The sequence below is a fragment of the Pseudarthrobacter adonitolis genome, assembly GCF_055412845.1.
In genome coordinates this window covers 327511-350388 of sequence record NZ_JBVAYW010000002.1, presented here as the reverse complement: position 1 = coordinate 350388, position 22878 = coordinate 327511, and the positions used below count along the sequence as shown (strand labels likewise).

21 protein-coding genes and 1 pseudogene are annotated in these 22878 nt (G+C 63.2%); 9 read left to right on the top strand and 13 right to left on the bottom strand.

Going from position 1 to position 22878, the window contains the following annotated elements:
• Nucleotides 1-12: 12 nt before the first annotated feature.
• Complete coding sequence (locus ACZYZ4_RS04215; RefSeq protein ID WP_463858463.1) at nucleotides 13-486, bottom strand: SgcJ/EcaC family oxidoreductase; 474 nt, start codon at nucleotides 484-486, stop codon at nucleotides 13-15.
• A gap of 188 nt (nucleotides 487-674) precedes the next feature.
• Here ACZYZ4_RS04215 and ACZYZ4_RS04210 point away from each other — a divergent pair, with 188 nt between their 5' ends.
• Entirely contained in the window at nucleotides 675-953 is a 279-nt protein-coding gene (locus tag ACZYZ4_RS04210; protein ID WP_463858633.1) for a DUF3846 domain-containing protein, read from the top strand.
• Nucleotides 954-2703: 1750 nt separating this feature from the next.
• Here ACZYZ4_RS04210 and ACZYZ4_RS04205 read toward each other — a convergent pair.
• Nucleotides 2704-3717 (bottom strand): trypsin-like serine peptidase, encoded by a 1014-nt coding sequence (locus tag ACZYZ4_RS04205; RefSeq protein ID WP_463858461.1) that lies wholly within the window; start codon nucleotides 3715-3717, stop codon nucleotides 2704-2706.
• A 304-nt stretch (nucleotides 3718-4021) separates the two neighbouring features.
• On the opposite strand from ACZYZ4_RS04205, the gene ACZYZ4_RS04200 reads away from it, so the two are divergent.
• Nucleotides 4022-4333 (top strand): hypothetical protein, encoded by a 312-nt coding sequence (locus ACZYZ4_RS04200; RefSeq protein WP_463858460.1) that lies wholly within the window; start codon nucleotides 4022-4024, stop codon nucleotides 4331-4333.
• On the opposite strand, the gene istB is transcribed toward ACZYZ4_RS04200, so the two are convergent.
• The 5 genes from istB to ACZYZ4_RS04175 form a co-directional block, all read right to left on the bottom strand.
• Entirely contained in the window at nucleotides 4330-5148 is an 819-nt protein-coding gene (istB, locus tag ACZYZ4_RS04195; RefSeq protein WP_463858458.1) for an IS21-like element helper ATPase IstB, read from the bottom strand. The genes ACZYZ4_RS04200 and istB overlap by 4 nt on opposite strands.
• On the bottom strand, nucleotides 5145-6821 hold the full coding sequence (gene istA / locus ACZYZ4_RS04190) for an IS21 family transposase (protein WP_463858631.1): 1677 nt from the start codon (nucleotides 6819-6821) through the stop codon (nucleotides 5145-5147). Before istA ends, istB begins: the two co-directional genes overlap by 4 nt.
• Before the next feature lie 416 nt (nucleotides 6822-7237).
• Nucleotides 7238-7621: a DUF6262 family protein gene (locus tag ACZYZ4_RS04185; RefSeq protein WP_463858456.1), complete on the bottom strand. Its 384-nt coding sequence runs from the start codon at nucleotides 7619-7621 to the stop codon at nucleotides 7238-7240.
• The gene (locus ACZYZ4_RS04180; protein ID WP_463858454.1) at nucleotides 7608-9155 is read right to left on the bottom strand and encodes a tyrosine-type recombinase/integrase; all 1548 of its coding nucleotides are present in this window, start codon (nucleotides 9153-9155) and stop codon (nucleotides 7608-7610) included. Before ACZYZ4_RS04180 ends, ACZYZ4_RS04185 begins: the two co-directional genes overlap by 14 nt.
• Nucleotides 9152-10258 (bottom strand): site-specific integrase, encoded by a 1107-nt coding sequence (locus tag ACZYZ4_RS04175; RefSeq protein ID WP_463858452.1) that lies wholly within the window; start codon nucleotides 10256-10258, stop codon nucleotides 9152-9154. Before ACZYZ4_RS04175 ends, ACZYZ4_RS04180 begins: the two co-directional genes overlap by 4 nt.
• 233 nt (nucleotides 10259-10491) lie before the next feature.
• Here ACZYZ4_RS04175 and ACZYZ4_RS04170 point away from each other — a divergent pair.
• Nucleotides 10492-10893, top strand: a pseudogene (locus ACZYZ4_RS04170) (recombinase family protein); the annotation flags it as partial.
• A 95-nt stretch (nucleotides 10894-10988) separates the two neighbouring features.
• Here the strand turns inward: ACZYZ4_RS04170 and ACZYZ4_RS04165 are convergent.
• Nucleotides 10989-12023: an AAA family ATPase gene (locus ACZYZ4_RS04165; RefSeq protein WP_463858450.1), complete on the bottom strand. Its 1035-nt coding sequence runs from the start codon at nucleotides 12021-12023 to the stop codon at nucleotides 10989-10991.
• 133 nt (nucleotides 12024-12156) lie between these two features.
• Between ACZYZ4_RS04165 and ACZYZ4_RS04160 the strand changes: the two genes are divergently transcribed.
• Nucleotides 12157-13041 carry a DUF4352 domain-containing protein gene (locus tag ACZYZ4_RS04160; RefSeq protein ID WP_463858448.1) on the top strand — a complete coding sequence of 295 codons (885 nt, stop codon included), beginning with the start codon at nucleotides 12157-12159 and terminating at the stop codon, nucleotides 13039-13041.
• A 192-nt stretch (nucleotides 13042-13233) separates the two neighbouring features.
• Here the strand turns inward: ACZYZ4_RS04160 and ACZYZ4_RS04155 are convergent, their stop codons facing one another.
• The gene (locus tag ACZYZ4_RS04155; protein WP_463858446.1) at nucleotides 13234-14448 is read right to left on the bottom strand and encodes an aminotransferase class I/II-fold pyridoxal phosphate-dependent enzyme; all 1215 of its coding nucleotides are present in this window, start codon (nucleotides 14446-14448) and stop codon (nucleotides 13234-13236) included.
• 735 nt (nucleotides 14449-15183) lie between these two features.
• Here ACZYZ4_RS04155 and ACZYZ4_RS04150 point away from each other — a divergent pair.
• The gene (locus ACZYZ4_RS04150; protein ID WP_463858445.1) at nucleotides 15184-15921 is read left to right on the top strand and encodes a VOC family protein; all 738 of its coding nucleotides are present in this window, start codon (nucleotides 15184-15186) and stop codon (nucleotides 15919-15921) included.
• Between the two features lie 66 nt (nucleotides 15922-15987).
• Here the strand turns inward: ACZYZ4_RS04150 and ACZYZ4_RS04145 are convergent, their stop codons facing one another.
• A complete protein-coding gene (locus ACZYZ4_RS04145; protein WP_463858629.1) occupies nucleotides 15988-17022 on the bottom strand; it encodes a PDDEXK nuclease domain-containing protein in 1035 nt (344 codons plus the stop codon).
• 247 nt (nucleotides 17023-17269) lie between these two features.
• Here ACZYZ4_RS04145 and ACZYZ4_RS04140 point away from each other — a divergent pair, with 247 nt between their 5' ends.
• The 3 genes from ACZYZ4_RS04140 to ACZYZ4_RS04130 all read left to right on the top strand — a co-directional run bounded on the left by ACZYZ4_RS04140 (nucleotide 17270) and on the right by ACZYZ4_RS04130 (nucleotide 19009).
• Nucleotides 17270-17653 (top strand): cupredoxin domain-containing protein, encoded by a 384-nt coding sequence (locus tag ACZYZ4_RS04140; protein WP_463858443.1) that lies wholly within the window; start codon nucleotides 17270-17272, stop codon nucleotides 17651-17653.
• On the top strand, nucleotides 17650-18072 hold the full coding sequence (locus ACZYZ4_RS04135; protein WP_463858441.1) for a hypothetical protein: 423 nt from the start codon (nucleotides 17650-17652) through the stop codon (nucleotides 18070-18072). Before ACZYZ4_RS04140 ends, ACZYZ4_RS04135 begins: the two co-directional genes overlap by 4 nt.
• A gap of 118 nt (nucleotides 18073-18190) precedes the next feature.
• Nucleotides 18191-19009 (top strand): CPBP family intramembrane glutamic endopeptidase, encoded by an 819-nt coding sequence (locus ACZYZ4_RS04130; protein WP_463858439.1) that lies wholly within the window; start codon nucleotides 18191-18193, stop codon nucleotides 19007-19009.
• A 36-nt stretch (nucleotides 19010-19045) separates the two neighbouring features.
• Here the strand turns inward: ACZYZ4_RS04130 and ACZYZ4_RS04125 are convergent, their stop codons facing one another.
• The 3 genes from ACZYZ4_RS04125 to ACZYZ4_RS04115 all read right to left on the bottom strand — a co-directional run bounded on the left by ACZYZ4_RS04125 (nucleotide 19046) and on the right by ACZYZ4_RS04115 (nucleotide 22038).
• Complete coding sequence (locus ACZYZ4_RS04125; protein ID WP_463858437.1) at nucleotides 19046-19939, bottom strand: SDR family NAD(P)-dependent oxidoreductase; 894 nt, start codon at nucleotides 19937-19939, stop codon at nucleotides 19046-19048.
• A gap of 131 nt (nucleotides 19940-20070) precedes the next feature.
• A complete protein-coding gene (locus tag ACZYZ4_RS04120) occupies nucleotides 20071-20967 on the bottom strand; it encodes a diacylglycerol kinase catalytic domain-containing protein (RefSeq protein WP_463858435.1) in 897 nt (298 codons plus the stop codon).
• A gap of 9 nt (nucleotides 20968-20976) precedes the next feature.
• A complete protein-coding gene (locus ACZYZ4_RS04115; RefSeq protein ID WP_463858434.1) occupies nucleotides 20977-22038 on the bottom strand; it encodes an SPFH domain-containing protein in 1062 nt (353 codons plus the stop codon).
• A gap of 102 nt (nucleotides 22039-22140) precedes the next feature.
• Here ACZYZ4_RS04115 and ACZYZ4_RS04110 point away from each other — a divergent pair, with 102 nt between their 5' ends.
• Nucleotides 22141-22875: an NUDIX hydrolase gene (locus tag ACZYZ4_RS04110; protein WP_463858432.1), complete on the top strand. Its 735-nt coding sequence runs from the start codon at nucleotides 22141-22143 to the stop codon at nucleotides 22873-22875.
• Nucleotides 22876-22878: the final 3 nt, after the last annotated feature.

The following is a 22878-nucleotide window of genomic DNA, read 5'->3' as shown; positions in this document are numbered from 1 at the left end:
AGGCCCCATCCGCTACTCGCCTTCGCTGGGCCATCCGTAATTGCCGGGAGCGAGCCCGCTCCCGTTTGCGATGAAAGTCTGGGCGCCGGGAACCCGGTCGGTGTTTTGGGCGCTCACCGCCAGCCACAGACCGTCGGCCTGACGGGCAACGGTGAAGCTGAGCACCGCGGTCCGATCTCCGGCTCTTTCGCCCGAAGGCTTCATCTGACCCGTCAATGAACAAAGGACGTGGAGAACGGCAACATCGTCGTTCAGATATCGGACGGTGACCTTCAGAGGTGTGAGGGTCGTGTCAGGAAACATGTGACGAAACCCATAGGCGTGGTTGTACCGGATCTGCGACCGGCTAGTCCACCACATTCCAACAACGTTCACGAAGTCAGCGTCCTCGACAAACAATGAGGCCAAGGCATCGGCATCGGCCTTGTTCCAGGCCGCAACGAAATCATCGATGAGCACTTCGGGCCGGCCAGGCAACAGCACCATCCTCTCTGACGGCCACGGCTGGAGTCGAACCCGTTCCCGCCAAGGTCGAGTCCGCGGCTCAGTCATTCTAGCCAGGATGCACGAAGAAAAGAACAACACTCGTGTTTACCGTGGTCTTTCTTCCATCTTGCCGGACTGGTCGGAAGGTGCCGGGATTCATTCACCGCGCCCAACTCTATTGACGGTCCCTGCAAACCATCGTGGGCGGCAACATCGAAGCCGTCAGCGGGGAGGACTGGCACTTCTACCTCAACGAGGAAGGCAAAATCCTCGGGCTGAGGCCCAACGTTCGGACCGCTCAGCTCGTCTGGGAGCTCACCGGAATTCTGACCGATATCTATTGCGGCGACACGGTGTTCCTGGGCGAGGATGGCCACGGCAACGAGGCGGACGTTCCCGCCCATGTGGTGGCCATTGCTGAACAGTTGTTCGGCCTGAGTCAGCCCGCCATAATCACCGCCAGCTAAGCCCCGATGTGAACACCTATTTCGATGAATAGCCCGAGCCCAGGCCAGGCAGCCACTCGGCCGCCTATCTCTTGTCGCGGCAGGTTGCGCAGTTCCAGTTCCTCAGGTGCACGCTGTGGGTCCACAGTGATGCAAGAAATTTGCGGAAACAAAGTGTGGCCAGGACTGGTTGAACAATTCTCGTTCCGCAGGCCCCGGTGTTGCGGGACCGTGGCTAGGCGGGGTGGAGCGGACGCTGGAATCCGGAGGACAGGAACCAGAAAAGTCATAGAGGCCGGCTGCGGGCGATGCCTTCCTGAATGACATACCGGGCGTACCCCGAATTTGCCCGAAGTAGTACACACCGCACCCCGACGGTCCGGCGTGAAGAGGGCAATGTACGTAAGACCAGCACGGTGAAATGCACTGTGAGGAGGCGCTAACAGCAGCCGCCGGCGGGACAACGGGGCATGCCCTTGTCTCGAAAACGCGTCTCACCACGCGCAGTCGCTTACGTGTCAATAACGGTCGATATCTTTAGTCTTCCTCCTTCGATGCCTTGGATAGCGGGGGCATTCGATGTGGAAAGTGTCCACGACGCGTCTCCGACCGCACTGCGTCCCCGAGGATCAGACTGAGAATCGTGATGCACTCGAGATGCTTCCGATGACGATTCCCTGGTTTCTGAATGGCTGCAGCCCTCAACTGGTCGTGCGGCGGTGTGATTCTTAGCAGCGCATTCTTGGCCTTCAGCGGTGCTGGCAAAGTCGCGGCCTTGGCAGGGAAGGAGGGTCTCGGATATGAGACTATGGGCACAATGCTCACAGGCGGGTTTGCCTTGGATACTTTGGACTATATGGGAACCGGCGAGGTGAGCACGCAGTGCAAATGACTCCGAGCAGTCTGTACGAGCGGATGGTGGACCGGCGGGTCAGGAAACTGGCGCCTCTCTGGGAGTCCAGGATCGGCGAGACGGGGCTGCGTCTGAATGCCGAGACTTGGGTGCGCTTCAAGTTGGGATGGCTGACCGCAGTACTTGGCTGTGCAGTGTTCGCCCCTGTCATATGGTCTGGGGCGGCTGCCGAAGTCACCGTTCCTCTGGTGCTCGCGGTGCTTATTACGTCTGGGGCACTAATGTGCTCAGCGCTACCGGTGATCAAACGCCATATGAAAGCCACCATGCAACACTGACTGTGTCAACCTGAATGAGGCCCACCAGGACGGCTAGAACGGTACCCACCTGCGGGATTTTGGCGGGTGCTGTTGGCGGGATGAGATGTTTGCGGACGCGCGCGTAGTTTGCCCGGTACTCCTTTAGCTGACTCAAGGTGACAGTAGCTTGGGCTGGGGTTAAGGCGGGATCATTGAGGCGTACCTGCCGACGGCCTGCCCTCACCGCCGGTCGCGGTCGAGACAATCATCGCTGGCCCCCACCGCTGGCCCCCATCGCCGGCAGCACTCAGGTGGAGTGAAGGAGCGGCCCCGGCAGTATGCTTCCGGGGCCACCCCTTGTGTTCAGGGGATTCAGGGCATTGGTTGGGGCGTTGCGCTTCTCATTCGCTCCGGTGTCCAGCCACCGGTCTCTTCGACACCTGGAGTGGTGACCGTCGAATCCCCGCTCCCGTCAGAGCTTTGGCTTACTCTTTGTATGATCACTCCGGCCGAGAGTAGAGCTACGAGAAATGCGGTCAGCACGATGGCGGTGGTTCTGCGCCGTTTGCCGGTGTCTAAGTGCATGAGACTCATTGCGTTGACCTCCTTGGCTCCGCTATTAATACATCAGGTTGTACATGCTCAGTACGTCGCTGGTGTTCGGGGTTGCGAGCAGAAGCGGCCTGCCGAAAAGTGTCCTGCGCGATGTGACTGCGAAGACGTACCCGAGGTCTTGATTGATGATGTCTTTCAGCCACGGACCGCCGCTGGCACCGCCGGTCATGTCGCAGTAAAGGGCAGAATCAGTGCTACTGAAAGCATAGGCTTCTGCGGTGCCGTCGCAGTAGTAGGGAAGTTCTCCTCCGTAGGGTGCTTCCGCCGGCCAGCCCCAGATCCGGGTGTTGCTCTGTGTTCTTGGGTTACCCGTCACAAGGCCGTTGCCTCCGGTCATGTTGACCAGTTCCTGGCCGTTCCGGGGCTGGAAGGACACGAAGGCCTGATCGTGGGTCGAGTCACTGCTGTTTATCCATGAGTTGAAAGTGCGACCCATTTCGTAGTTCCACACGCCGTAATAGCTGTTGGCGCCGTTGTAATAGGCCGGGGCAAAAGCAAAGTCCGTGTAGAAACCTGACCCCTGGCCCCCGTGAATGCAATGAGCCGCTGTGATCACCAGGTTCTTGTAGCTGCTGTTGATCGTCGAACCCGAGCAGACGTAATCTAGGCCGTTGTAGGGGTTTGCGTAAAAGAATTTGCCTGCCGTGGTGGGCACAGTTACGGCAGCATTCAGAGTTGCCTGCCCTGCATCCGTCTGCGGGGCAACTGGTTCAGCGGCAATCGTTCCTTTCTTTTTCTGGTCCTTACGGGTGTCCAACTCTGTTTCCGCTTCGCTGCGGGGTATGACTGAGGTATCGATGAGGTCGGCTGGTATTGCGTTTTTCATTCGCTCGGCCGTCCAGGGTTTCGACGGTGCCAACCCGTTTAGGGCGGGGTTCACGATGCTCTGAGTCAGATCTTCTTCAGGAAGTACAACTCCTTTAGCATCAGGCGCTGCGTTCGCAGCGGCCGGGCTTGTCATGGTGAGACCCAGAGCCAGGATGATGGCACCGGCGATGAGAGTAGATTGTTTTCGCACAGGTATTCCCCAATACTTTTGTGCGACGCGACCAGGGCCTAACCAAACGATTCGATCCCCAGTCGAGTCCTTTGAATGGCGCTGACACTACTCGCCGAGCAAGAGCCTACGCTGGCTTTGAATTTGCGGCCATAGAATACAAGGCGTTCCGGACGATATGTTTCCCCTCCACAAAGAAAAATGAACTCACGCCGCAGGAATATCGTCCTACCTCCCGCGGGAACGTTGCGTGCGCAGTTGGCAGTTCAAGATTCATGGTCCTGTTCGTCTGGCATGGTTGTCTTGGGTGAGGTCGAGGCTGTGCGTGAAAACGCGGCAGGGAACACCGGCCCATGGGCGGGCCATAGAGCACAAACGCCTGGTCCTGGAATGGATCACGGACCTTTCCCGACGTGCCGGCGCCAACGACCCGGACCGGCTCGCCCGGACCCTGACGCTGCTGCTGGACGGTGCGCTGAGCAGCGGGGCGCAGGAAGACTCCGTGGCCACAGCCGCTCGGGAGGCCGCACGGCTCCTCGTCCGGGTCAGTCTCCAGCTGCACCAAAGTGCCCATACCGGAATGTCACCCCGGATCAGCTGTGACGGTCTGCATCAGGTCCACCACAAAACCGTTTAGGGCGTTGATTGTTGTTGCAGGCTATGGGCGAGGCGGTAGGAGGCGGTGCCGGTTTCGATGATTGCACCGTTGAAGGTCAGCCTGTCCACGATCGCGGCGCATAGGCGCGGGTCGGTGAACGTTTTGGTCCAGCCGGAGAAGGATTCGTTGCTTGCGATGGCGATGGAGTTCTTTTCTTCTCGTTCGGTGAGGACCTGAAAGAGGAGCTCGGCGCCGCGGCGGTCCAGTTCCATATAGCCCAGCTCGTCAATACACAAAAGGTCCACGCGCCCGTAGCGGGCGATGGTCTTGGCCAGGACCTTCTCATCGGCGGCCTCGACGAGTTCGTTCACGAGCCGGGTGGCGAGCGTGTATTTGACCCGGTACCCCTTCTCCGCGGCCGCGGTGCCGAGCCCGATGAGCAGGTGGGATTTGCCGGTGCCGGAGTCCCCGATCAGGCACAGGGGCGCGCCTTTGCGGATCCAGTCCCCGGTCGCGAGGGTGTGGATGGTGGCGGGGTTGATGTTCGGATTCGCGTCGAAATCGAAATCCCCGAGCCACTTGTCCCTGGGAAAGTTCGCGGCTTTGACGCGGCGGATCGAGGAGCGCCGGTCCCGGTCATCGCACTCCGCCAGCAGCAGCTCGGCCAGGAAGCCCTGGTAGGAGAGTTGTTCCTTCCCGGCGACCGTGAGGGCTTCGTCCAGGACCGCCCGAACAGTGGGCAGGCGCAGCCGCCGGCAGGCCTGGTCCACGGCAGCCACCGCGGCTTGCTCAGTCAGGCCGCGACGCCGGCGCAGGGACGGGGTGATGGTGGTGGCCGCTGCTGAGGGGCTCATGAGATGTTCTCCTTCGACGCTGTTCCTGCGGGGTGTTCGGTGCGTTTGGCCAGCAGCTCGTCATAGGCACTGACCGATGGCAGGGGCCGGCTGTCCGGCGGGAGCCCTGCGATGACCGCGTCCGGGGACATGAGTCGACGCTGAGTAAGACTGACAACCCGTTGCACTTTCACGTCACCTTGAGCACCGCGATGACGGTCCGGACCGGACCCACCCCCGGAAGAAATCGTTGCTTGTCTGCGGGCTTCGACAGCGACGACGTCGGCACTGACCGCACCCACTCCCAGCGCCGCGATGATCCCCGCCTGGATGTCTCCGGCGTCCATGAAACGGTGGAGCAGGAGAACGTCGATGAGTTCACGGGTCCCGTCGGCGTCGCCGTTGACCCTGCGGGAGGCAGCCCAGAACGCCTCATGGGCGCTGGTGAACGCCCCGGACTCCCGCGCCCGAGCCAGGGCGGTGGAACCGGGAAGGGCTCCGGGTTTGGTTTTGAGGACCTCGAGGTAGTGGTCCAGCTGGACCGACTGCCCGTGCTTGGCGGCAATCCGCTGGTGCCTGGCAGCTACGGCCCGTCCGTCGAACACCACGACCTCGGACGCCCTCAAGGAGACCCGGACCTTCCGGCCGATGAACCGCGCCGGGACGGAATACTTCACCATCCGCACCGTGACCATTGAAGACCTGTCCACCCTGGGATTCAGCACCAGACCGGGATCAAATTCGTCCGTCGGCAACGGTGCCAGAAACGGCCGCTCGGCGGCGAAGTCCTGGCCGATCGTGCGGATCCTGTCATTGATCCGCCGACGATTGTCCTGCGCTTCCCATTCCCGGATCCGGTCGTTGAGCTCATCCAGAGACTCAGCGATAGGCATCGGGGAGAGCCGGTTGCGACGGAACCAGCCCACCTCACCCTCGACCCCGCCCTTCTCGTGCGCCCCGGCGATGCCGGGCTGGCAATAGAAGGCATCGAAACCGTAGTGCGATCTGAACAGCACCCACCGGTCGTTTTCCTGGCGCTGCCGGCCCTGCCCGAACACCACCGCGGTGACCGCGCTGGTGAGGTTGTCATAGCGGATGTGCCTGACCGGTACCCCGCCAATCTCGTTAAACGCTTCGATGTGGCCTTCCAGAAATGCTTCCTGGGCCTGGGTCGGGTAAACCCTGTGGATGGCCTTGCCCGCGTGGGACAGGCGGAAGACGAACATGTGGCACTTCGTCTTCACCCCGCCCAGGATGACCCAGACCTCGCCGAAGTCCACCTCGGCCTCCGCGCCCGGGGCGTGTTCCTGCGGGACGAAGACCTCAACCCGACGGCCGGCGTCCACATCGATCTGCGCCCGCCGCACCCGCACGTAGTCCCGCACCGTGGAATACGACAACTCCTCCGCACCGCACTCCTCAATCAGCCGGGCGCGTATCCTCCTGGCGGTGTGGCGTTGCTTCCGCGGCGCAGTCGTGTCCTCGACCAGCATCGCATCGATCGCCGGTTTGAACGGATCCAGCCGGGGCGACGACCGCTCCGGAGTCTTCCGCTCCGGCGGGACCGGGGAACTCAATGCCTTCCGCACGGTCTTTCGCGCCACCTGATGCCTCCGGGCAAGCTCCCGGATCGAGACACCCTCGACTCGGGCGTCCCTTCGAATCTGCGCGAACAACTCCACTCTCGACCCCATCCCGGCCCTCCCGTCGTCGATCCAACACTGGATGGGATCAACGCTCACAGGTGGGTACCATTCAAGCCGTCATTAGGTCCGGCATGTCTGGCAGCTGGGTACCGTTCGGGCCGTCCTAGTGGGCTCCGATCAGACTGACATACTCACAACACCTTGGGCTTCCCGAAAAACCTGCCATCACCGCTCAGGCGCTGCAGTCGCCGGAGGATTTCGACATATGGCTCCTTGAAACACGGCAATACCACAACTTGAAGAATGACAAATAGCGAATGGGTACCGTTCTGGTTGTCCTAGCGGGTGCCAATCAATCAAACCGCTGCCCTCAGGTGAATGTGCTCAATAAAGCATCACTGCACGCCACCACTACTGATATATCCCGCAGAGGATGCCTGAGGAGCAGCCCGCATCGGGTTCCCTTAGGTCCCGCTGGCGTTCCGTCGCCGCGAGTGTCCCAAGGCGAGGGCCAGCTGGTGTCTGAGGTGTTCGATTTCCGTGGAGAGCGCGCGGTTCCGTTCTAGGGATGCGGTGAGGCGGGCGCGAAGGGAGTCCGTGCTTGCGCTGCTTCGGCTTGCTCTGGGTTGTTGTGGGCGGTCGTCGCGCAGGGCAGTGATGTCCGCGCGCAGGTCCGCCTGGGTGTAGAGCCAGGACCTCGATACTCCGGCGGCCGCGGCTACGGCTTCGAAGGTGACGGCGCCGCCCTTATTTTGTAGTTCACGCAGCGCCGCCACGGCTTTGGAGCGGGTGAGTTCGTGCCGGCGTTCGGCGGCCCGCCGGATGTGGCGGCTGTTATCTGCCCGCACGGCTGTCCTCCTCATGTAGATGGTCAGGGTTTGCATGCGCTTCGTCGTCGAGAGTTTCAATGATGCGGTCCAGGTTGCCGAGTACCCGGGTGTTCATTTCGGCCAGCCGCTGCTGGCCCCGGGCTTCAGCGGCGGAGATGATCTGCACGACCTGGGTCCGGTGTTCGCGGTGTTGCGGGAGGAAGTCTGCCGTGGTGATGAACATGGGACAGGTCAGGCACGCGTTGGCGTGCGGGCAGGACTTCTGCACCGGGAGACCGCAGTAGCCGTTGGGCAGCGCCTGGGTAGCCCTGCCGAGGCGCTGTTTTGACCAGGCGGCCTCGGCCAGGGGGCCGTCGGGATCAAGTTCGACGACGCTGCCGGATGCGTTGACTTTCCGTGCGGCTTCCCAGTGCCGCCGGATGGTTGTATCGCTGAGTCTGGCGTAGTGCGCGGTCATCTGGTGTGAGTCGTGGTCCAGGATCCGGCGCACTACCTCCTGCGGGACGTCGAGGTTGATCAGTCTGGTGCCCAGGGTGTGACGGAAACGGTGCGGGCTGACCACGGCAGGGTTGCCGTTTTCATCGGTGACGTTGCAGTCTCTGACCCATCGCCGAAGAGCGGTGCTATATGAGCCTGCGCTGATGTGTCCGGCGCCGTAAACGTCCACCATGTCATGGGCGAAAAGCAGGCGTGTCCCGGAATTGCCCGTGCCGTTGACGTAGATGATCTGCTCCGCGATGGCCCGTTCGAGTTCCTCATCGATGGGGACGAGCGCCTCGCGTTTCATCTTGTGGTTCAGATACCGCAGATACGGGGCACCGTCCTTGTCCCGGGTGATGCAGTCCTGGGTCAGGGCCACGGTGTCGCTGATCCGCAGCCCGCACCGGATCAGAATCACGGTGATCAGCCGGTGATGCGGGCTGGCCATTTTGGCGAGATTTTCCGGGTTTTCCAGCTGGGCCATGACGTGTTCACTCAGTGCCCGGGGTTGTCGGACCGTCTCTTTGGGGTAGTCCTCGGTGTAAATCTGGGCCGTACTGGGCAGATCGGACACCCATCCGTGACGGCGCATGGTGAGGAGAAATGTGTTGAACTGGCCGATCCGGATCCGGTGCGATGGAGCTCCTGCGCTGTGGGTATGCAGGTATGCCAGGAACCCTTCGATCACCTCCCGGTCAATGTCGGCGGTGCCGGTGACAGGAATCCTCGTTGAATCCAGAAAGGCGTTGAAGCTCTCCACGGCTTTGGTTCCCAGCACCGCGGATTCGACCGTTAACCCGGTCGTCAGCCGCCAGCGGGCCCATCGTTTGGCCAGCTGCTTTAACCAGGGCCGCGTGATGTTTTCGAAATGGACCGTGACTTGGCTGCGGGCGGTGATACCGAGGGCTCTCGCATGCCAGACATCCTTGGGAAACTCGGTATCCCACGGCGCGGCGCCCGACCCGGCCTTCCCCATAGGCACCGTCCGGAGCGGCGGCGGGTCGAAGCTGCTGTCCGCGCCAGGGACCGCTGCCGGGTCGTTTCGTGAGGGAACGGGATTCAGGGTGGTCATATCGTCACCGTTCTGGTTGCGAACCAGCCCGCATCGGTCAGTGCGCGGCGGGCATCATCGCTGGAGATGTGGGCATAGGTCTTGATCGTCGTCGTCAGGCTTGCATGGCCCAACAGATTGGAGACCACCTCGACAGGGACGTTCTCCCGGAGCATCCGGGTGGCATAGGTGTGCCGGAACCAGTGCGGTTCAAACCCGATGCCCGTCTGACGCCGGAGCCGCCGCACGAGATCATGGACGGCGGCATATGTCATTGCCTGCCCGTGGGGCCGTCCCCACAGGTTGACGAAGACGTAGTCGGAATCCAGGTCACCGTATTCGACGTCGAGGTAGTCGGCATACAGCCGGATCAGTTCGGCGGTGACGGGGACGGTGCGAGAATGGGGCGACTTCGCGCGCGCACCATTGGTGTTGTCGCGCCGGCGGATCGTGATTTCCCGTTCGGCGACGGCGATGTCCTCATGCCGGAGCCCCAGCGCTTCACCGATCCGGATACCGGCGTCATGGAGCAGCGCGAAGAGCAGCCGGTCCCGGAGGTGTCCGCATGAATCCAGGATGCTTTGGACCTCGTCGGGGGCCAGCAGGCGGGGAATCCTTGCCGTCACGGGAAGCTTCACCACCCGGCGCTGCTTTGCGGCGCCCTTGCTGATGTGGTGTAGGAAGGGTTTCCACCCTCCTTGGCGGGCGGACGGGTCCCAGCATGTGATCAGCTCGCCCAGGTCAAGGCCATGGCGGGCGGCGTGCTGGTAGAAGATCGACACGGTGGAAAGCTTGCGGTTCACCGTTGCCTCGCCGCAATGGTGCCCGATCGCCGGAAGCACCGAAAAGACCTGGCCACGCATGCCCGGCGGACGCCGCAGCCACCGGATGAACGCCCCCACGTCTTCCAGCTTCACCGACTGCCAGTCACGTCCGTATTCGTCAAGGAAAACAAACCAGTCCTTCAAATCGTGGGCATGGGCCTTGATCGTGTTCGGTGACCGCTCGGTTTCGGCCAGATACCGCAGATACCGCTCCGCCGGGTCCACCACGCCGGTCGCGCCGATCAGCGTGAACGACACCGCGTTGCTTGCCGGATCCAGCACCTTCGATACCCGCATCATCGCTCCCGTCAGCTGCCTCGTGGACGGACAAGACGCTAACCCATCCACAACGCAGCAACCAGAACCCCAAACCCCCGTGCACTACATGACAGACGTAAAGAGGAGGACTAAAGATATCGACCATTTCTGACTAGTCCTTTCGGCTCGCCGGAATCGGTCCCGGAAAATGGCAGTTGACCCCGTATTTTTGATCAGAACCCGTTGCCGGTATCAAAGCTGGTCGGAACGCGGGAATGAGGGTTTTTGACCTGTTTAGATCAGGTGGCCCCGTGAGTGTGGAAGACGGCCATGTGAGCCGGAACGTGATTGGCTATGCCCGAGTCAGCACCCGGGGACAGTCCCTGGATGCGCAGGTCGATGCGCTTGTGGGCGCCGGCGCCATCAAGGTCTTTATGGAGCATGCCTCCGGTGCGACGCAGGCACGGGCGCGGTGGCAGGACTGTCTCGAACACCTGCAACCGGGCAACATCTTGGTGGTTACCGACCTGACCAGGCTGGGGCGCAGCACCGCGGACCTGTCCGATATCGTTACCGTGCTCGGGCGGCGGGGGATAGGCTTCCGGTCCCTGGCGGAACCCTGGTTGGACACGACCAGCGCGCACGGAAAGCTGATCTTCGACATGTTCGCGTCTTTGGCCGAGTACGAACGCTCGCGTTTGTCCGAACGCACTAAGGCAGGACTAGCGGCCGGGCGGGACGGGCATTCGCCTGACAGCCGCCGCAGATCCGGTCAGACCAGCCAGCGCCACCAGCGTGACTTCTCCGGTTCCGGCGTCGGTTCCGGCTCCGGCTCCTCGCCTAAGGCCAGCGCGGCCTCGACGATGTCGTCCGCGGTGAGTGTCATGACGGCCTCACGATTGAGCGCGTCGAGACTTTGTTCCTTGTCGAGCGACAGCCGCAGCGCCTGGCGGTTGAGCGCCTGCTCGAACAGCGTGCGGGCGAACCGTGCGTTGCCGGAGTCCTCGCCCGCGTGGAGCCCGGTGAAGATGCGGCGCAGCATCTGTTCGGCACCCGGCTCCAGCGTGTACTCGTGCTGGGCCAGCATCTGGTGGAAGATCGTCTGGAGTGCGTCGACGGAGTAGTCGGGGAACGTGATCTCGCGGGCGAACCGGGAGCGCAGTCCGGGGTTCGAGAGCAAGAAGGACTCCATCAGCCGCGGGTACCCGGCCACGATCACGACCAGGCGGTGGCGGTGGTCCTCCATCCGCTTGAGCAGGATCTCGATCGCCTCGGGGCCGAAGTCCATCCGGCCGTCCTCCGGGGCCAGCGCGTAGGCCTCGTCGATGAACAGGACGCCGTCCAGCGCACGCCGGATCACCCGGTCCGTCTTGATGGCGGTCGCGCCGACGTACTGCCCCACCAGGCCGGAACGGTCGACCTCGACCAGGTGGCCTTTCTGCAGCAGTCCGACCGCGCGGTACATCTCGGCCAGGAGCCGCGCCACGGTGGTCTTGCCCGTGCCCGGGTTTCCGAGGAACACCAGATGCTGCGATGTGGCCACTTCCGGCAGCCCGTGCGTCTTACGGCGGGCCTGGACCTGGAGCAGTGCGACGAGGGCCCGCACCTGTTCCTTCACGGTCTCCAGCCCGACCAGCGCATCGAGCTCGGCCTGCACCTCGGAAAGCGGCCGGGCCGGCCCGGGCCTCGAACCGATGAGATCGCCGACCAGGTCGTCGACGCGCTCTGAACCGTGCAGCCTGAGCTGATCGGTCAGATGGCCGATGGTTTCGCGCAGGTCGTCGAGCGGATTGCGGCTGGCAGCCATGCATCCACTGTAGTACTCAGTTCCCGACCGGGGTGGGGTTGGCCTCACCAGTATCAACTCCCTTTTGGTCGTAGTCCAGGACACGCCCGCCCTCGTCCAACGCCCTGCCAGTGCCCGGGAGCACCATGGTCCTATGACGGCTCCAACTGTTGAGGCGGCGATCCACGAACTGATGGATCTGGCCTGGAATGTTGTCTACGACCTGCTTGAGGAGCGGGGCCTGCTCGGTGACGGGCTGGAAGTCGGGGAGTACACCGGGATCCATTCCTGGGTGGAAGACCTGACGCGGTACACCGTGGTTCACTCCCGGACGATTGCGGTCCTGTTCGTGGACACCCGCCCCGTGGACGCCATTGTCTTCCACCACGACCTGCTGGGCGCCGACGACTTTGATTCACTCCCGTCCGTGCCGGTTGCTGCGGCCCCGGCCATGCGCCCGTTTTACCAGAAGAAGCGCTTTGTGATTCCGGCTGGCGTCCTGCTCCTCGGTATCGTCATGGGCTCGTGCTCCAGCGGCAGCAAGCCTGTTGCGGATTCCAGCCCCATCGCCTCTGCTGCTGCCTCCGCGGCTGCGGCGCAGCCGGCGGCAGCACCGCCGTCGGCCGCCCCGGCACCTGCGGCTCCCACGGGACCGACGGTGGGGACACCCTTCACCGTGAAAATGCGCAACGGCGACGTCGCCAGAATCACGATCGTTTCCGCTGTGCGGACCGACACGGTGACCACCACGGCCTTTTCGTCGCCGCCGAAGAACGGAACCTACCTGCTCCTGGACGTGCTGTGGGAGACCGAGGCGGGGAAGACGAGATCGAATCCCTTCTACTTCTCAGTCAAGGATGAAAGCGGCCGGAAGGCTGACCTCAGCATGTTTGCCGATAACCAGCTGGGCTCCGGTGACGTGCTGCCCGGGGACAAGTCCCGCGGTTTCGTCGCTTTCGACATGGCAACCGGGGCGGCGACCGTGATGATCTCCGACCCGCTGATGCAGGAAGCGGCGCGGATCCAGATTCCGGGGTAGCCGGAACTTCAGCGGGACGCGGAGGGAGTCCTGTTGGCTACGGCCCGGCAGGACTCCTTCATCATTGGCGCTGAGTATCTCCCTGCGGCGGCTGGGCGAGCTTAAGTTCAGCGATGCGAAGCCGGAGGAAGATGATCGTACGGACCAGCACGTAAAGGCCTGGCCGACCACCACAGCTGAGACGAGCACGAATCACAGGCGGCTTTCCTTCATCGCCGCTTCGAATGCCGGCAAGCTGCGTTCGATCATGTCCTCGTTGGCTGTCAGGGAGATCCGGAAGAAGCCTGGCGTCTCGAACAGCACGCCCGGCAACACGAAGACATCCCGGCGGGCAAGTGAGTTGGTGAACGTCTCATCGTCCGAAATGGGGGACGTGACATACAGGTAGAACGTACCTTCCGGCCGCCGGACGCGGTACCCCATGCCGCCGAGCACATCGACGAGACGGTCCCGGCGCCGCTGCAACTGGCCGACGTCGATGGTGAACTTCTCCAGTTCGGGAAGCGCGTGCTGCAGCAGGGCGTTCGGATACACCCAGCCCATCGCCACCTGCAGACCGGTGATAGCCGGTTCCATCTCCTCCCGCTGCGGCATGGTGGGCGGCAACGCCAGATAGCCGACGCGCTGGCCTGGGGAGAGATGGGTTTTGCCGTAGGAGTAGGCCAGGAGTGTGTGCGGGTAGAACTCCACAGGGCTGCGGAATCGCATGCCGTCGAACACGATCCGGTTGTAGGCCTCGTCCGAGATGAGGTAGATCCGCCGTCTAAACCTGACCGAGGCCGCCTCCAGCAATTCTGACAGCCGGACCAGCAATTCGGGTGGATAAATCCGCCCCGTGGGATTGTTGGGCGAGTTGACGATCACTACCCGGGTGCGTTCCGTGATGGCGGCCTCGATCGCGTCGAGGTCCAAGTCGAACGTGGTTGTGTTGATTTTCACCTTCACCGGCACGAGCCCGGCTTCAAGGATCAGCGGCTCGTATAGGAACCAGGGCGGCAGGCTGTAAATGATCTCGTTGCCGGGATCGGCGACGGTCTTCAGGGCAAGGGCGATGGCGGCGAAGCCACCGGTGGTGAGGTAAATATCCTCCGTCCGGAAAGGCACATCCAGCAGCCTGTGAAGGGATTGAGCGGCTGCTTCGCGGGCGGCCTCGCCGTTGGTCTGGTAGGCGAACCACTGATCATTCTGAGGAGTCAGCGCGTCCCGCAGCGTATTGACGTAACGGTCAGCCGGCATCTGGTGCGGGTTGCCGAAGGTGAAGTCGCAGCCCGGCACCTGCCCGTGCCCGCGGGCACTGTACTCCCGGATGTAGGCGTTAACCCGCTGAAAGGAGGGGATCGACGCCAGCCGTGCAGCGCGATCAGATACCGCCGAGGTTGTCTGGGATGTGGCTGTCGGATCGTTCATGTCAGCGCTCCTGTGTAGGGCAGCCCGGTGGGGCGGCCGTTGGATGGGCAGCGCGCTGCCGAGCCAGCGGAGGCTGTTGTAAGTGCCATTGTTGACCCGAGGACGCGTTGGAGTAAAGAGTCCGCGATAGGACCGATCTCGGTCGCCGTGACGGCGCAGTGGTAGGCGCCCGTGCCGTGCGGTGCGGCCGGGTTGGGAAGGGTCAACGCAGTGTAGAGGGAGTCGCGACGAAGGTCCCCGAGCACGACTTGGAGTTGCGACTCTCCTGACCGGCATCACAGTTGGGGGCGTGGTTGGCGTCGTGCAGAACTCTGTGACCGGAGAGTGTTCGCCGCTAGTGGTCGGCGCTCGATTGGGGCGTTGACCATCAGCAGGGCATCGGCGCTCCCGTTAACGGGCTGGTCGGTGCTCAGCCCCCCGATGGCTGGTTCGGGATCATGCGAGCGTTCAGCGCGACAGCTGACGCCAACTTTCCGGTCGTGGGCGCCAAGTAGCTTAGGCCCGGGAATTGGCTTGTCGATGTAACGCCTGATGCGCGCCAGATAGGCTCATTGGCGCCGGAGTAGGGCCATGAACGACTGCCCTCAACAGAAGGGCCTCCAATATGGCGCCCGTCGCCAAGAAGGTTCCTGTCTCACACCTCCTGCCTCCAGTGGTGGTTGGGCTTGCCGAAACCACTGCCTGCTTGGAACGGCCCAACTACGGCGTGCCTCCCATATAATAGGGTCGGGCGGTATGGCGCTGCGACTGGTTCAGGTGAATTTTAAGGCTCGGGATGAATCAGCGCTGGGGCGGTTTTGGGCGGAGGCGCTCGGCTGGGGTGTTTCCAGCGAGGGACCCGGTGTGACCAATGTTGAACCCGTGGGCTTCGTCTGGCCGGACCCCGTCGCCGTTTGCGTCGATGTCGTCACCGTCCCGGACCCCGAGACGGTGAGGTACCGCGCGCACCTCGATCTCGCCACCACTTCTGCGGCCCATAAGGCGGAGCTAGTCGCGCACCTGTTGGAGCTCGGTGCGACGCCCGCCGACGTGGGCCAGGGTGATGTGCCGTGGACGGTCCTGGCCGACCCGGAGGGCAATGTGTTCTGTGTACTGGAGCCGCGACCGATCTACCGGGACACCGGGCCGATCGCCACGGTGGTGGTCAACTGCGCGGATCCGCGGGCCATGGCCCGGTTCTGGGGCGAGGCTACGGACTGGACCCTGCACGAGGTGAACGACGATCATGCCAGGCTGCGTTCGGCCAAGGGCGTCGGGCCGTATCTGGAATTACTTCGCACGTCTGGCGTGGAGACCGTGTGGAACCGTGTCCATCTCGACCTGATGCCTTACCCGGGTGATGATCAAGCGGCAGAAGTGGCCAGGCTTCGGGCTCTGGGCGCCACTGACGCCGACGTCGGCCAAGGCGATGTGCCATGGGTGTGCCTCGCCGACCCGGAGGGCAACGAGTTCTGCGTCCTCACCCCGGGTTGACGCAGAGTCTCGGCTCGCTTGTTTAGACGACCGAATGCTCCAGATGTGCCATCACGGTGATTCCGGCTAATTCACCGGGTCTCCTGGTGAAAAGTCTTGCGAAAGCTCGGCTTCGATTTCGCTGATGCTGGGTAGCGTGGCAGCGAATTCCTCAGGCAGGGACGCCACAATCTCGGACTCCCATTCGGCGATACCGATCGGTTTCGAGAAGCCCCGCAGAGAGTACTCGGCCACGACGTTGTTCTTGGTTTTACACAGCAGCAGCCCGATGGTCGGCTCGTCGTCAGGATGACCCAGGAGGTCGTCAACAGCGGACATGTACATGTTGATCTGGCCCAGGTACTCAGGCTTGAAGGCGGTGGCTTTCAACTCCACCACGACGAAGCAACGGAGCTTGAAGTTATAGAAGAGCAGATCGGCGTAGAACTCATCGGCGCCGATAGTCAACCGGACTTGCCGGCCGACGAAGGCAAACCCTTGGCCGAGTTCCAACAGGAACTTTTCGACGTGCACCACAAGCTGTCCCTCTAGCTCACGCTCATTCCGCTTGCCTGTCATGGACACGAAGTCGAAGACGTATGGGTCGTTGAATGATTGCTGGGCAAGATCCGAGTCCGACGGCGGCATTGTCGCTTTGAAGTTGGTGATCGCCTTGCCGGAGCGTTCACGCAGCCGCGTTTCAATCTGATGCCCAAGGACGCTATGCGACCACCCTTCGTCGATGGCGCAGGCCATGTACCAGAGGCGTTCCTCGGGAGTATTCAGCTTCTCCAACAACAGCACGTGGTGGCTCCACGGCAATGTTGCAGACGCCGTCTGCAACATTGTGGTGTCGGGCCATGCGGCAGCAAAAGTTTTCATATAGCGAAGATTCCGTGGGGAAAATCCCCGAGCTTCCGGGAACTGGTCCCGAAGATCGGTAGACAGCCGGGTCACCACCTTGGATCCCCAGCCTTCCTTGGACTCGCGCGCCAAAAGTTCATGCCCGATGGACCAATAAGAGCGCACAAGTTCCTGGTTCGCCGCGGTGACGGCCCGGAACCGGCCCGTGTTGATTTGGACTGCCACGGACGCCAGCAAGTCAGGGTACCAATCCGGCATGCTCGACGCCACGGGCGCTGTTTCAAACGATGCTGGTGTCGTCATGTGGAGCGGTGCCTTTCGTGGGGATCATTTCCCCTGAACGTATTTGCGGGCTCCGACATTCTTGACCTGCGTCGTTCGCGGCAGCACCGCCGTCGGCCGCCCTCCACCGAACCGCAGGCGCCATTTCCGCCTGATGCGCGCACAATAGTAGGGACAGGCAGGGCGTGGCCGGCCTTGGTTTCAGGAGTCGAGGACGGTCACCGTGAGAGCGGTTCAGGCCAAGGCCGCAGTGCTGCTGACGGCGGCGCTCCTGTTGGGCGGCTGCGGCTCCGGCGGCGGAAGTCCCGCGGCGTCACCCGGGCCGGGGACAGCGACGACCGGAGCGGTCACGCCGGGAGCACCAACTATCACCATCAAGGACTTCGAGTATGGCGCGCCGCTGACGGCCGCGCCGGGCGCCGTTGTCACGGTCACCAACATGGACTCAGCTGGCCATACTGTCACCGCGGAACAGGGCGACGTATTTGGCGTGGACGTCAAGGGAAGCGGCGGGACAGCCACATTCACGGCGCCCTCGGCACCCGGCTCCTACCCCTACTACTGCACCTATCGCCCCAATATGCGCGGCTCGCTGATAGTCAAATGAACTTGGCGCTGAGGGTATTGACGGCGCTGGCTTTATTCATTGACGGCGGGGTGCATATTTATCTGGCCCCCGGCTACCAGGCGGCCTCGCCTGGTGGAATCGGACAGGGCAACCTGTTCTTGCTCGAATCGGCCGCGGCAGTGCTGGCTGCGCTGTGGGTGCTGTTCCGCGGCAGCAGAGCCTCCTTTGCCCTTGCCCTGATGGTGGCCCTGAGCGCATTCGTCGCCGTGGTGTTGTACCGGTATGTGGATATTCCGGCCTTCGGACCCTTCCCTGCCATGTATGAGCCGATGTGGTTTCTTGAGAAGACCCTCAGCGCCGTGGCTGAAGGAGCCGGAGCGCTACTGGCCGCTGCGGGCCTGGTACGTACCAAGCGGTCCGGCGATGCGAGGGGTTCAGCCGTGCGGCCCATTTCCTGAGGGGATCGGCGGACCCCGGGGTATTGAGCGGCACGGACGGGCGCACCGGTTGCAGCTGGCACGGCCCGTCATACGGGTGAACAGTTTCGTGCCACGGCCGCCGTGACATGCTTGTGGGGTGACATCGATTTCGACGCAGCCACCCCGTACCGCGCTCACCTGGAAGCTGGTGCCTGCGGTGTTGCTCTCGGCGTCTGGGGTGTTGCTATTCGGCGTCGAGAATGACCTCCTGGGCTACAGCGTGCTGGCCTTGAGCCTGGTTACGGCCGCACTGATCGACCGCGAATTCGTGCGGCACCTCGCGGTAATTGCTGCGGGGATGGTGATCATCAGCCTGGTTCCGCTGAACGCCGATCTAAGCATCCCGCACATGACGCTCATGGGAGGTGCCCTTGCGTTGGCTGTGCTGATTCCGTGGCTGGTGTCGCGGTTCGCCTACCGCGAGAAGATCATCCAATTTCCGGTGAACACGGGCCGCAAATGGCCGTTGAGCGCAAAGCTGTACCTGCTGGGTGTTGTGGCGCTCGGCTACCTTATTCTGCCCGTGTACCTGATCCGGACAGGGGTGTATCAAAACTGGCCGGATGCCTCCGACCCCACGATCTTCTGGCGGCTGTTTCTCGGCGTGAACGCTGTGGGTATCTGGGACGAACTGTTTTTTATCTGCACCACTTTCACCCTTCTGCGGCAACACTTCCCGGACTGGCTGGCCAACATCCTGCAGGCTGTGGTCTTCTCGTCCTTCCTTTGGGAGATCGGCTACATGGCCTGGGGGCCGCTCCTGACGTTCCCGTTCGCCCTGCTGCAGGGCTACACCTTCAAGCTGACAAAGTCGTTCACCTACGTTGTGACCGTGCACTTAGTCTTCGACTTCGTTCTGTTTCTCGCGCTGGTTCACGCCCACAACCGCGACTGGCTGCCGATCTTCCTTTACTGACTGCTGAGCCCTACACCGTGCATTAACTGGGCAACGTCAGGGCATCCCGGCCAGGTGCGCGCACGCGTCCCACAAGCGCTTCCGGGCTTCGGGGCCCGATCCCATGCCGGGCGTCGGAAGCTCCTTGCGCTTGGCCCACAGCTTTCCGGAGAGTCCCGCTGTTTTGGGTGACGTGGCGAGCCAGATCGGTGTGTCAGCCGCCTGCTCGGCCGGTGCGCCGAACGTGTTGGTGATCCAGCGGAAGGGACCGCCAACGTCCGTTAACAGCGAAGTGTTCTTGACCAGCCCCGGATGAACGGCGTTGGCCACCACGCCTGAGCCACGCAGACGCTCAGCGAACTCCTGGGTGAGGAGGACACGGGCGAGCATGGTGGGCGGCGTCGAACGAAGGTAACTGTACTTGCCCTGCGCCGCCTGGAGGTCGTCGAAGTTCAGCTTGGCATTGCCGTACCTGGACGCAATGTTGACGATGCGGGACACGCGCAGCGATCCGGCCGGACTGTCCGAAGCTCCGGCGTCGCCGCCTGTATCGGCGGCGTGCGTGAGCGCGTCCAACAGCAGGTTGGTCAGCAGGAAGTAGGCCATCACGTTGGTCGCGAAGGTCAGTTCGAGCCCGTCGACAGTCACGTGGCGCTCCTTGCGGAACACACCGGCTGCGTTGACCAGCACGTCGAGCCGTTCGTGGCGGGACAGGAAGTCAGCAGCCGCCGTATGAATCGAGGACTGGTCTGAGAGGTCACAGACCAATGGCTCAAGATTTGCGCCCGGAACGTGCCGGCGGATGCCCTCCATCGCCTCTTTCGCCCGGGCTGTTGAGCGTCCCACTACCGCGACCAAGGCACCTTCGCGTGCAAGGCCGGTTGCCACAGCGCCTCCCAAGCCTCCAGCGGCGCCCGTTACCAGTGCCACGGTTCCATCCATGGATGCCATCGCCTCGCCTCCTGACGCGTTGCCATCTTGTCGTAACGATGAGCTTTCCGAAAGAGCCGGGGATCTCCGGCGCTATTCCTCGACTAGTCAAAATCACAACACACGCGAGCCGGATTGACTAGGCAACGTGCTCACACCACCAGGCGCAGCGGCCTTTCGGCCAACCGCACCGTGATTTCCTGGCCCCAGGAAGCGCTCAGCCGGTCTTTTTCCATGCCGTCGCCGAACACCACGAGCTGATCGGATGCGACGGTGATCCGGAGTGTTTCGCCGGTCTCCAGCACTCCCTCCGTCAGGGAAGCTCCGGTGATGGGGGAGGGCCAGGCTTCGCGGACGAACCACGCTAGCTGTAGGTCTGCCGGCGCCGGCAGGGCGCGTCCTCCGCGTTCGAGGGCGATGGATGCGCACCAGCCCGTGGCGCCTGTGCCGGTGGAGACGATCACCCCGGACGAGGACTGCCGTTCGGTTCGGTCGTCCGGGGTAATGAGCTGGTACCGGGCCGACTGGTGCGAGGCGTGCCCGATGAAGATCTCGTTGAGCGCCGAGAGCTGCTGCCCGTCGTCGAGGCGTGCTGTCACTGTGGCGAGTTCCTGGGTGTTCAGCCGCTTCGGCCCGGCCAGGGCAGCTTCCCGGAGTAGCTTTGCTGCCCCGTTGGGCGTGTGCCGGACCAGGATGCCGGGATTCGCTCCCGGCTCCGGATCTATCCCGATGACTGGCTGGCCGTTGAGGTACTTGGCCGCGTTGGCCACCAGTCCGTCCTGGCCCACCACGGCCACGATGTCCTCCGGCGTCAGCAGGAAGCGGCTGAGGTCCGTGCGTTCCACTTCGGCGTGACGCCACTCCGCCGGAACGGCGGCCCGGACCGTATCGAGCGCGGCTGTGATCCTGCCGTGGCGCTCCTGGACCTCTTGGATGTTGCGTCCCCGCGTGCGGAGGAAGAATTCGGCCTGGCCGCGGGTGGCGTGCCGGTCCAGCAGTTCTTGGAGTTCGGTCCGTCGGTGGACGATGACAAGGCGGGGATTTGCCATGCCGGGAACCTACTTCCCGGCGTTGCCGGTGATGCCTGCCGCTACGCGGCCTGCATCAGCCAAGGCCGCGCCGCCCACAGGCTCCCGCAGCAGCCCGGCCAGCGCCCCGCTCAAGAGGTCCGGCGTGATGGTCAGGTTCCCGATGTTCGGCAGCGAACCGGCTGCCTCGCGGAGGGCCAGGCCTAGAAGCGTGGCCTTGTCGACATCCTGGTAGACCTCCATGGTGGCGGCCTCGCGTGCAGCAGCAGCCTCGCCCAAGAGCCGGATCTGGTTCGCCTCGGCGTCGGCGCTGATGCCTTGACGTTCGGCCGAAGCATGCGCGTCGATCAGCCCAGCGGCTGCCTTTTCCTCGGCAGCACGCCGTGCGTTGGCGCCTTCCTGCGCCACCAGGTGTTCGCGGCGGGTGGCCAGTTCGATCTGGCTCGCCATTTCGTTCTCTGAAATGGTCCGTTCACGTTCGACGGCGACGGCCCGGCGTTCGTAAACGGCGCGGTCTGCTTCGGCCTGGAGCTGTTCGCGGACCGGTGTTTGGAGGGCTCTTTCGACGTCCGACTCCGGCCGGACGGCCAGGACCTGCACGCCAAGGATCTCGATGCCGGTGGACAGGAGCCGGGCGTCCGAGCGCAGCGCCTCGGTAAGGACCGTGCGGAGCTGGCTGACGGCGCGTTCCAGGGCCTCGGCCAGCGTCGTGGTGGCGATCTGGTCAATGGCGTGGCTTTGGCACAGTTGGCCGATGATGGTGGCGACCTGCTCCCTGCCGGTTGCGGGACCCGCGCCGGACGGTTGGAGGCCGAAGTCGAGCCGGCTGGAGACGGCCACGGGATCGATGAAGCGGTAGGTCACGTTTGCCTGGATGCTCACGTCCTGGTGGTCGCGGGTGATGGCGTGGAAGAGAGTGGGCAGTTCCTGGTCATCGACGGGAACCTCGCTGAGCACGGAGACTGCGGGGCGGTACCAGAACGCCTGGCCCACTCCCTCGTGGCGGACCGAGCCCTTCTGGAGGTGGACGACGTAGCCGGTTGGGCTGCCCAAGAAGTGGCTGATCCAGGGGTAGTTCTTGATGCTGGCCATGGGATTCTCCTCAACGGTCCTTGTCGTCACTCTGACGATAATCAACGATAGGCCGCGCCGGAACTTATTGTCAGGTTGACGATAAGTTCCTAAGATGGGGACATGCCTGAATCTCACCCGGAGCCCGCGCGCTTCCCGGTGACGGTCGACGTCGTCGCCCTCACCGTGGCAGACGACACCCTGAACGTCCTGCTCATCACCCGGCTCATTGAGCCGTTCCGCGGCGCACTCGCCCTCCCGGGCGGTTTTGTACTTGCCGGCGAGGACCTGGCGACAGCGGCTGCCCGTGAACTCGCTGAGGAGACCGGCGTCGAGCACGTCCCCGGCTACCTGGAGCAACTGGGGAGCTATGGCCCGAAGGGGCGCGATCCGCGCGGTGATGTGCTCACCGTGGCTCACTTACTGCTCGCTCCCAATTTCCCGGTACTGTCTGCCGGCAGCGACGCCGAGCACGCCGGCTGGTATCCGGTCAGCCAGATCCTGAGGGGCCAGGTGCAGCTCGCCTTCGACCATAAGCGGATCCTCGACGATGCAGTGGAGCGGGCAAAATCAAAGCTTGAATACTCGCCGTTGGCGGCGGCCTTCTGCGGTGAGGAATTCACCGTTGCCCAGCTCCGTGCTGTGTATGAGGCCGTTTGGGACACCCGACTCGACCCCAGGAACTTCCACCGGAAGGCCACGGGAACGCCTGGTTTTCTGGAGAGCACCGGGCGGATGACCTCGGGCGACGCCGGCCGCCCCGCTGCGCTCTTTAGGCTCGCCGAAACGGCCCGCCCGACAGCAGGCCAGCCAACGCATGCCGTGCTCAATCCACCGCTCATGCGATCGCGTGACTGACGC

Coding starts and splice junctions, on each gene's coding strand:
- ACZYZ4_RS04155 (WP_463858446.1), bottom strand. CDS start 14,448: ATGAACGATCCGACAGCCACATCCCAGACAACCTCGGCGGTATCTGAT.
- ACZYZ4_RS04175 (WP_463858452.1), bottom strand. CDS start 10,258: ATGATGCGGGTATCGAAGGTGCTGGATCCGGCAAGCAACGCGGTGTCG.
- ACZYZ4_RS04165 (WP_463858450.1), bottom strand. CDS start 12,023: ATGGCTGCCAGCCGCAATCCGCTCGACGACCTGCGCGAAACCATCGGC.
- ACZYZ4_RS04125 (WP_463858437.1), bottom strand. CDS start 19,939: ATGGCATCCATGGATGGAACCGTGGCACTGGTAACGGGCGCCGCTGGA.
- ACZYZ4_RS04150 (WP_463858445.1), top strand. CDS start 15,184: ATGGCGCTGCGACTGGTTCAGGTGAATTTTAAGGCTCGGGATGAATCA.
- ACZYZ4_RS04120 (WP_463858435.1), bottom strand. CDS start 20,967: ATGGCAAATCCCCGCCTTGTCATCGTCCACCGACGGACCGAACTCCAA.
- ACZYZ4_RS04135 (WP_463858441.1), top strand. CDS start 17,650: ATGAACTTGGCGCTGAGGGTATTGACGGCGCTGGCTTTATTCATTGAC.
- ACZYZ4_RS04160 (WP_463858448.1), top strand. CDS start 12,157: ATGACGGCTCCAACTGTTGAGGCGGCGATCCACGAACTGATGGATCTG.
- ACZYZ4_RS04115 (WP_463858434.1), bottom strand. CDS start 22,038: ATGGCCAGCATCAAGAACTACCCCTGGATCAGCCACTTCTTGGGCAGC.
- ACZYZ4_RS04180 (WP_463858454.1), bottom strand. CDS start 9,155: ATGACCACCCTGAATCCCGTTCCCTCACGAAACGACCCGGCAGCGGTC.
- ACZYZ4_RS04145 (WP_463858629.1), bottom strand. CDS start 17,022: ATGCCGGATTGGTACCCTGACTTGCTGGCGTCCGTGGCAGTCCAAATC.
- istB (WP_463858458.1), bottom strand. CDS start 5,148: ATGAGCCCCTCAGCAGCGGCCACCACCATCACCCCGTCCCTGCGCCGG.
- istA (WP_463858631.1), bottom strand. CDS start 6,821: ATGGGGTCGAGAGTGGAGTTGTTCGCGCAGATTCGAAGGGACGCCCGA.
- ACZYZ4_RS04215 (WP_463858463.1), bottom strand. CDS start 486: ATGGTGCTGTTGCCTGGCCGGCCCGAAGTGCTCATCGATGATTTCGTT.
- ACZYZ4_RS04110 (WP_463858432.1), top strand. CDS start 22,141: ATGCCTGAATCTCACCCGGAGCCCGCGCGCTTCCCGGTGACGGTCGAC.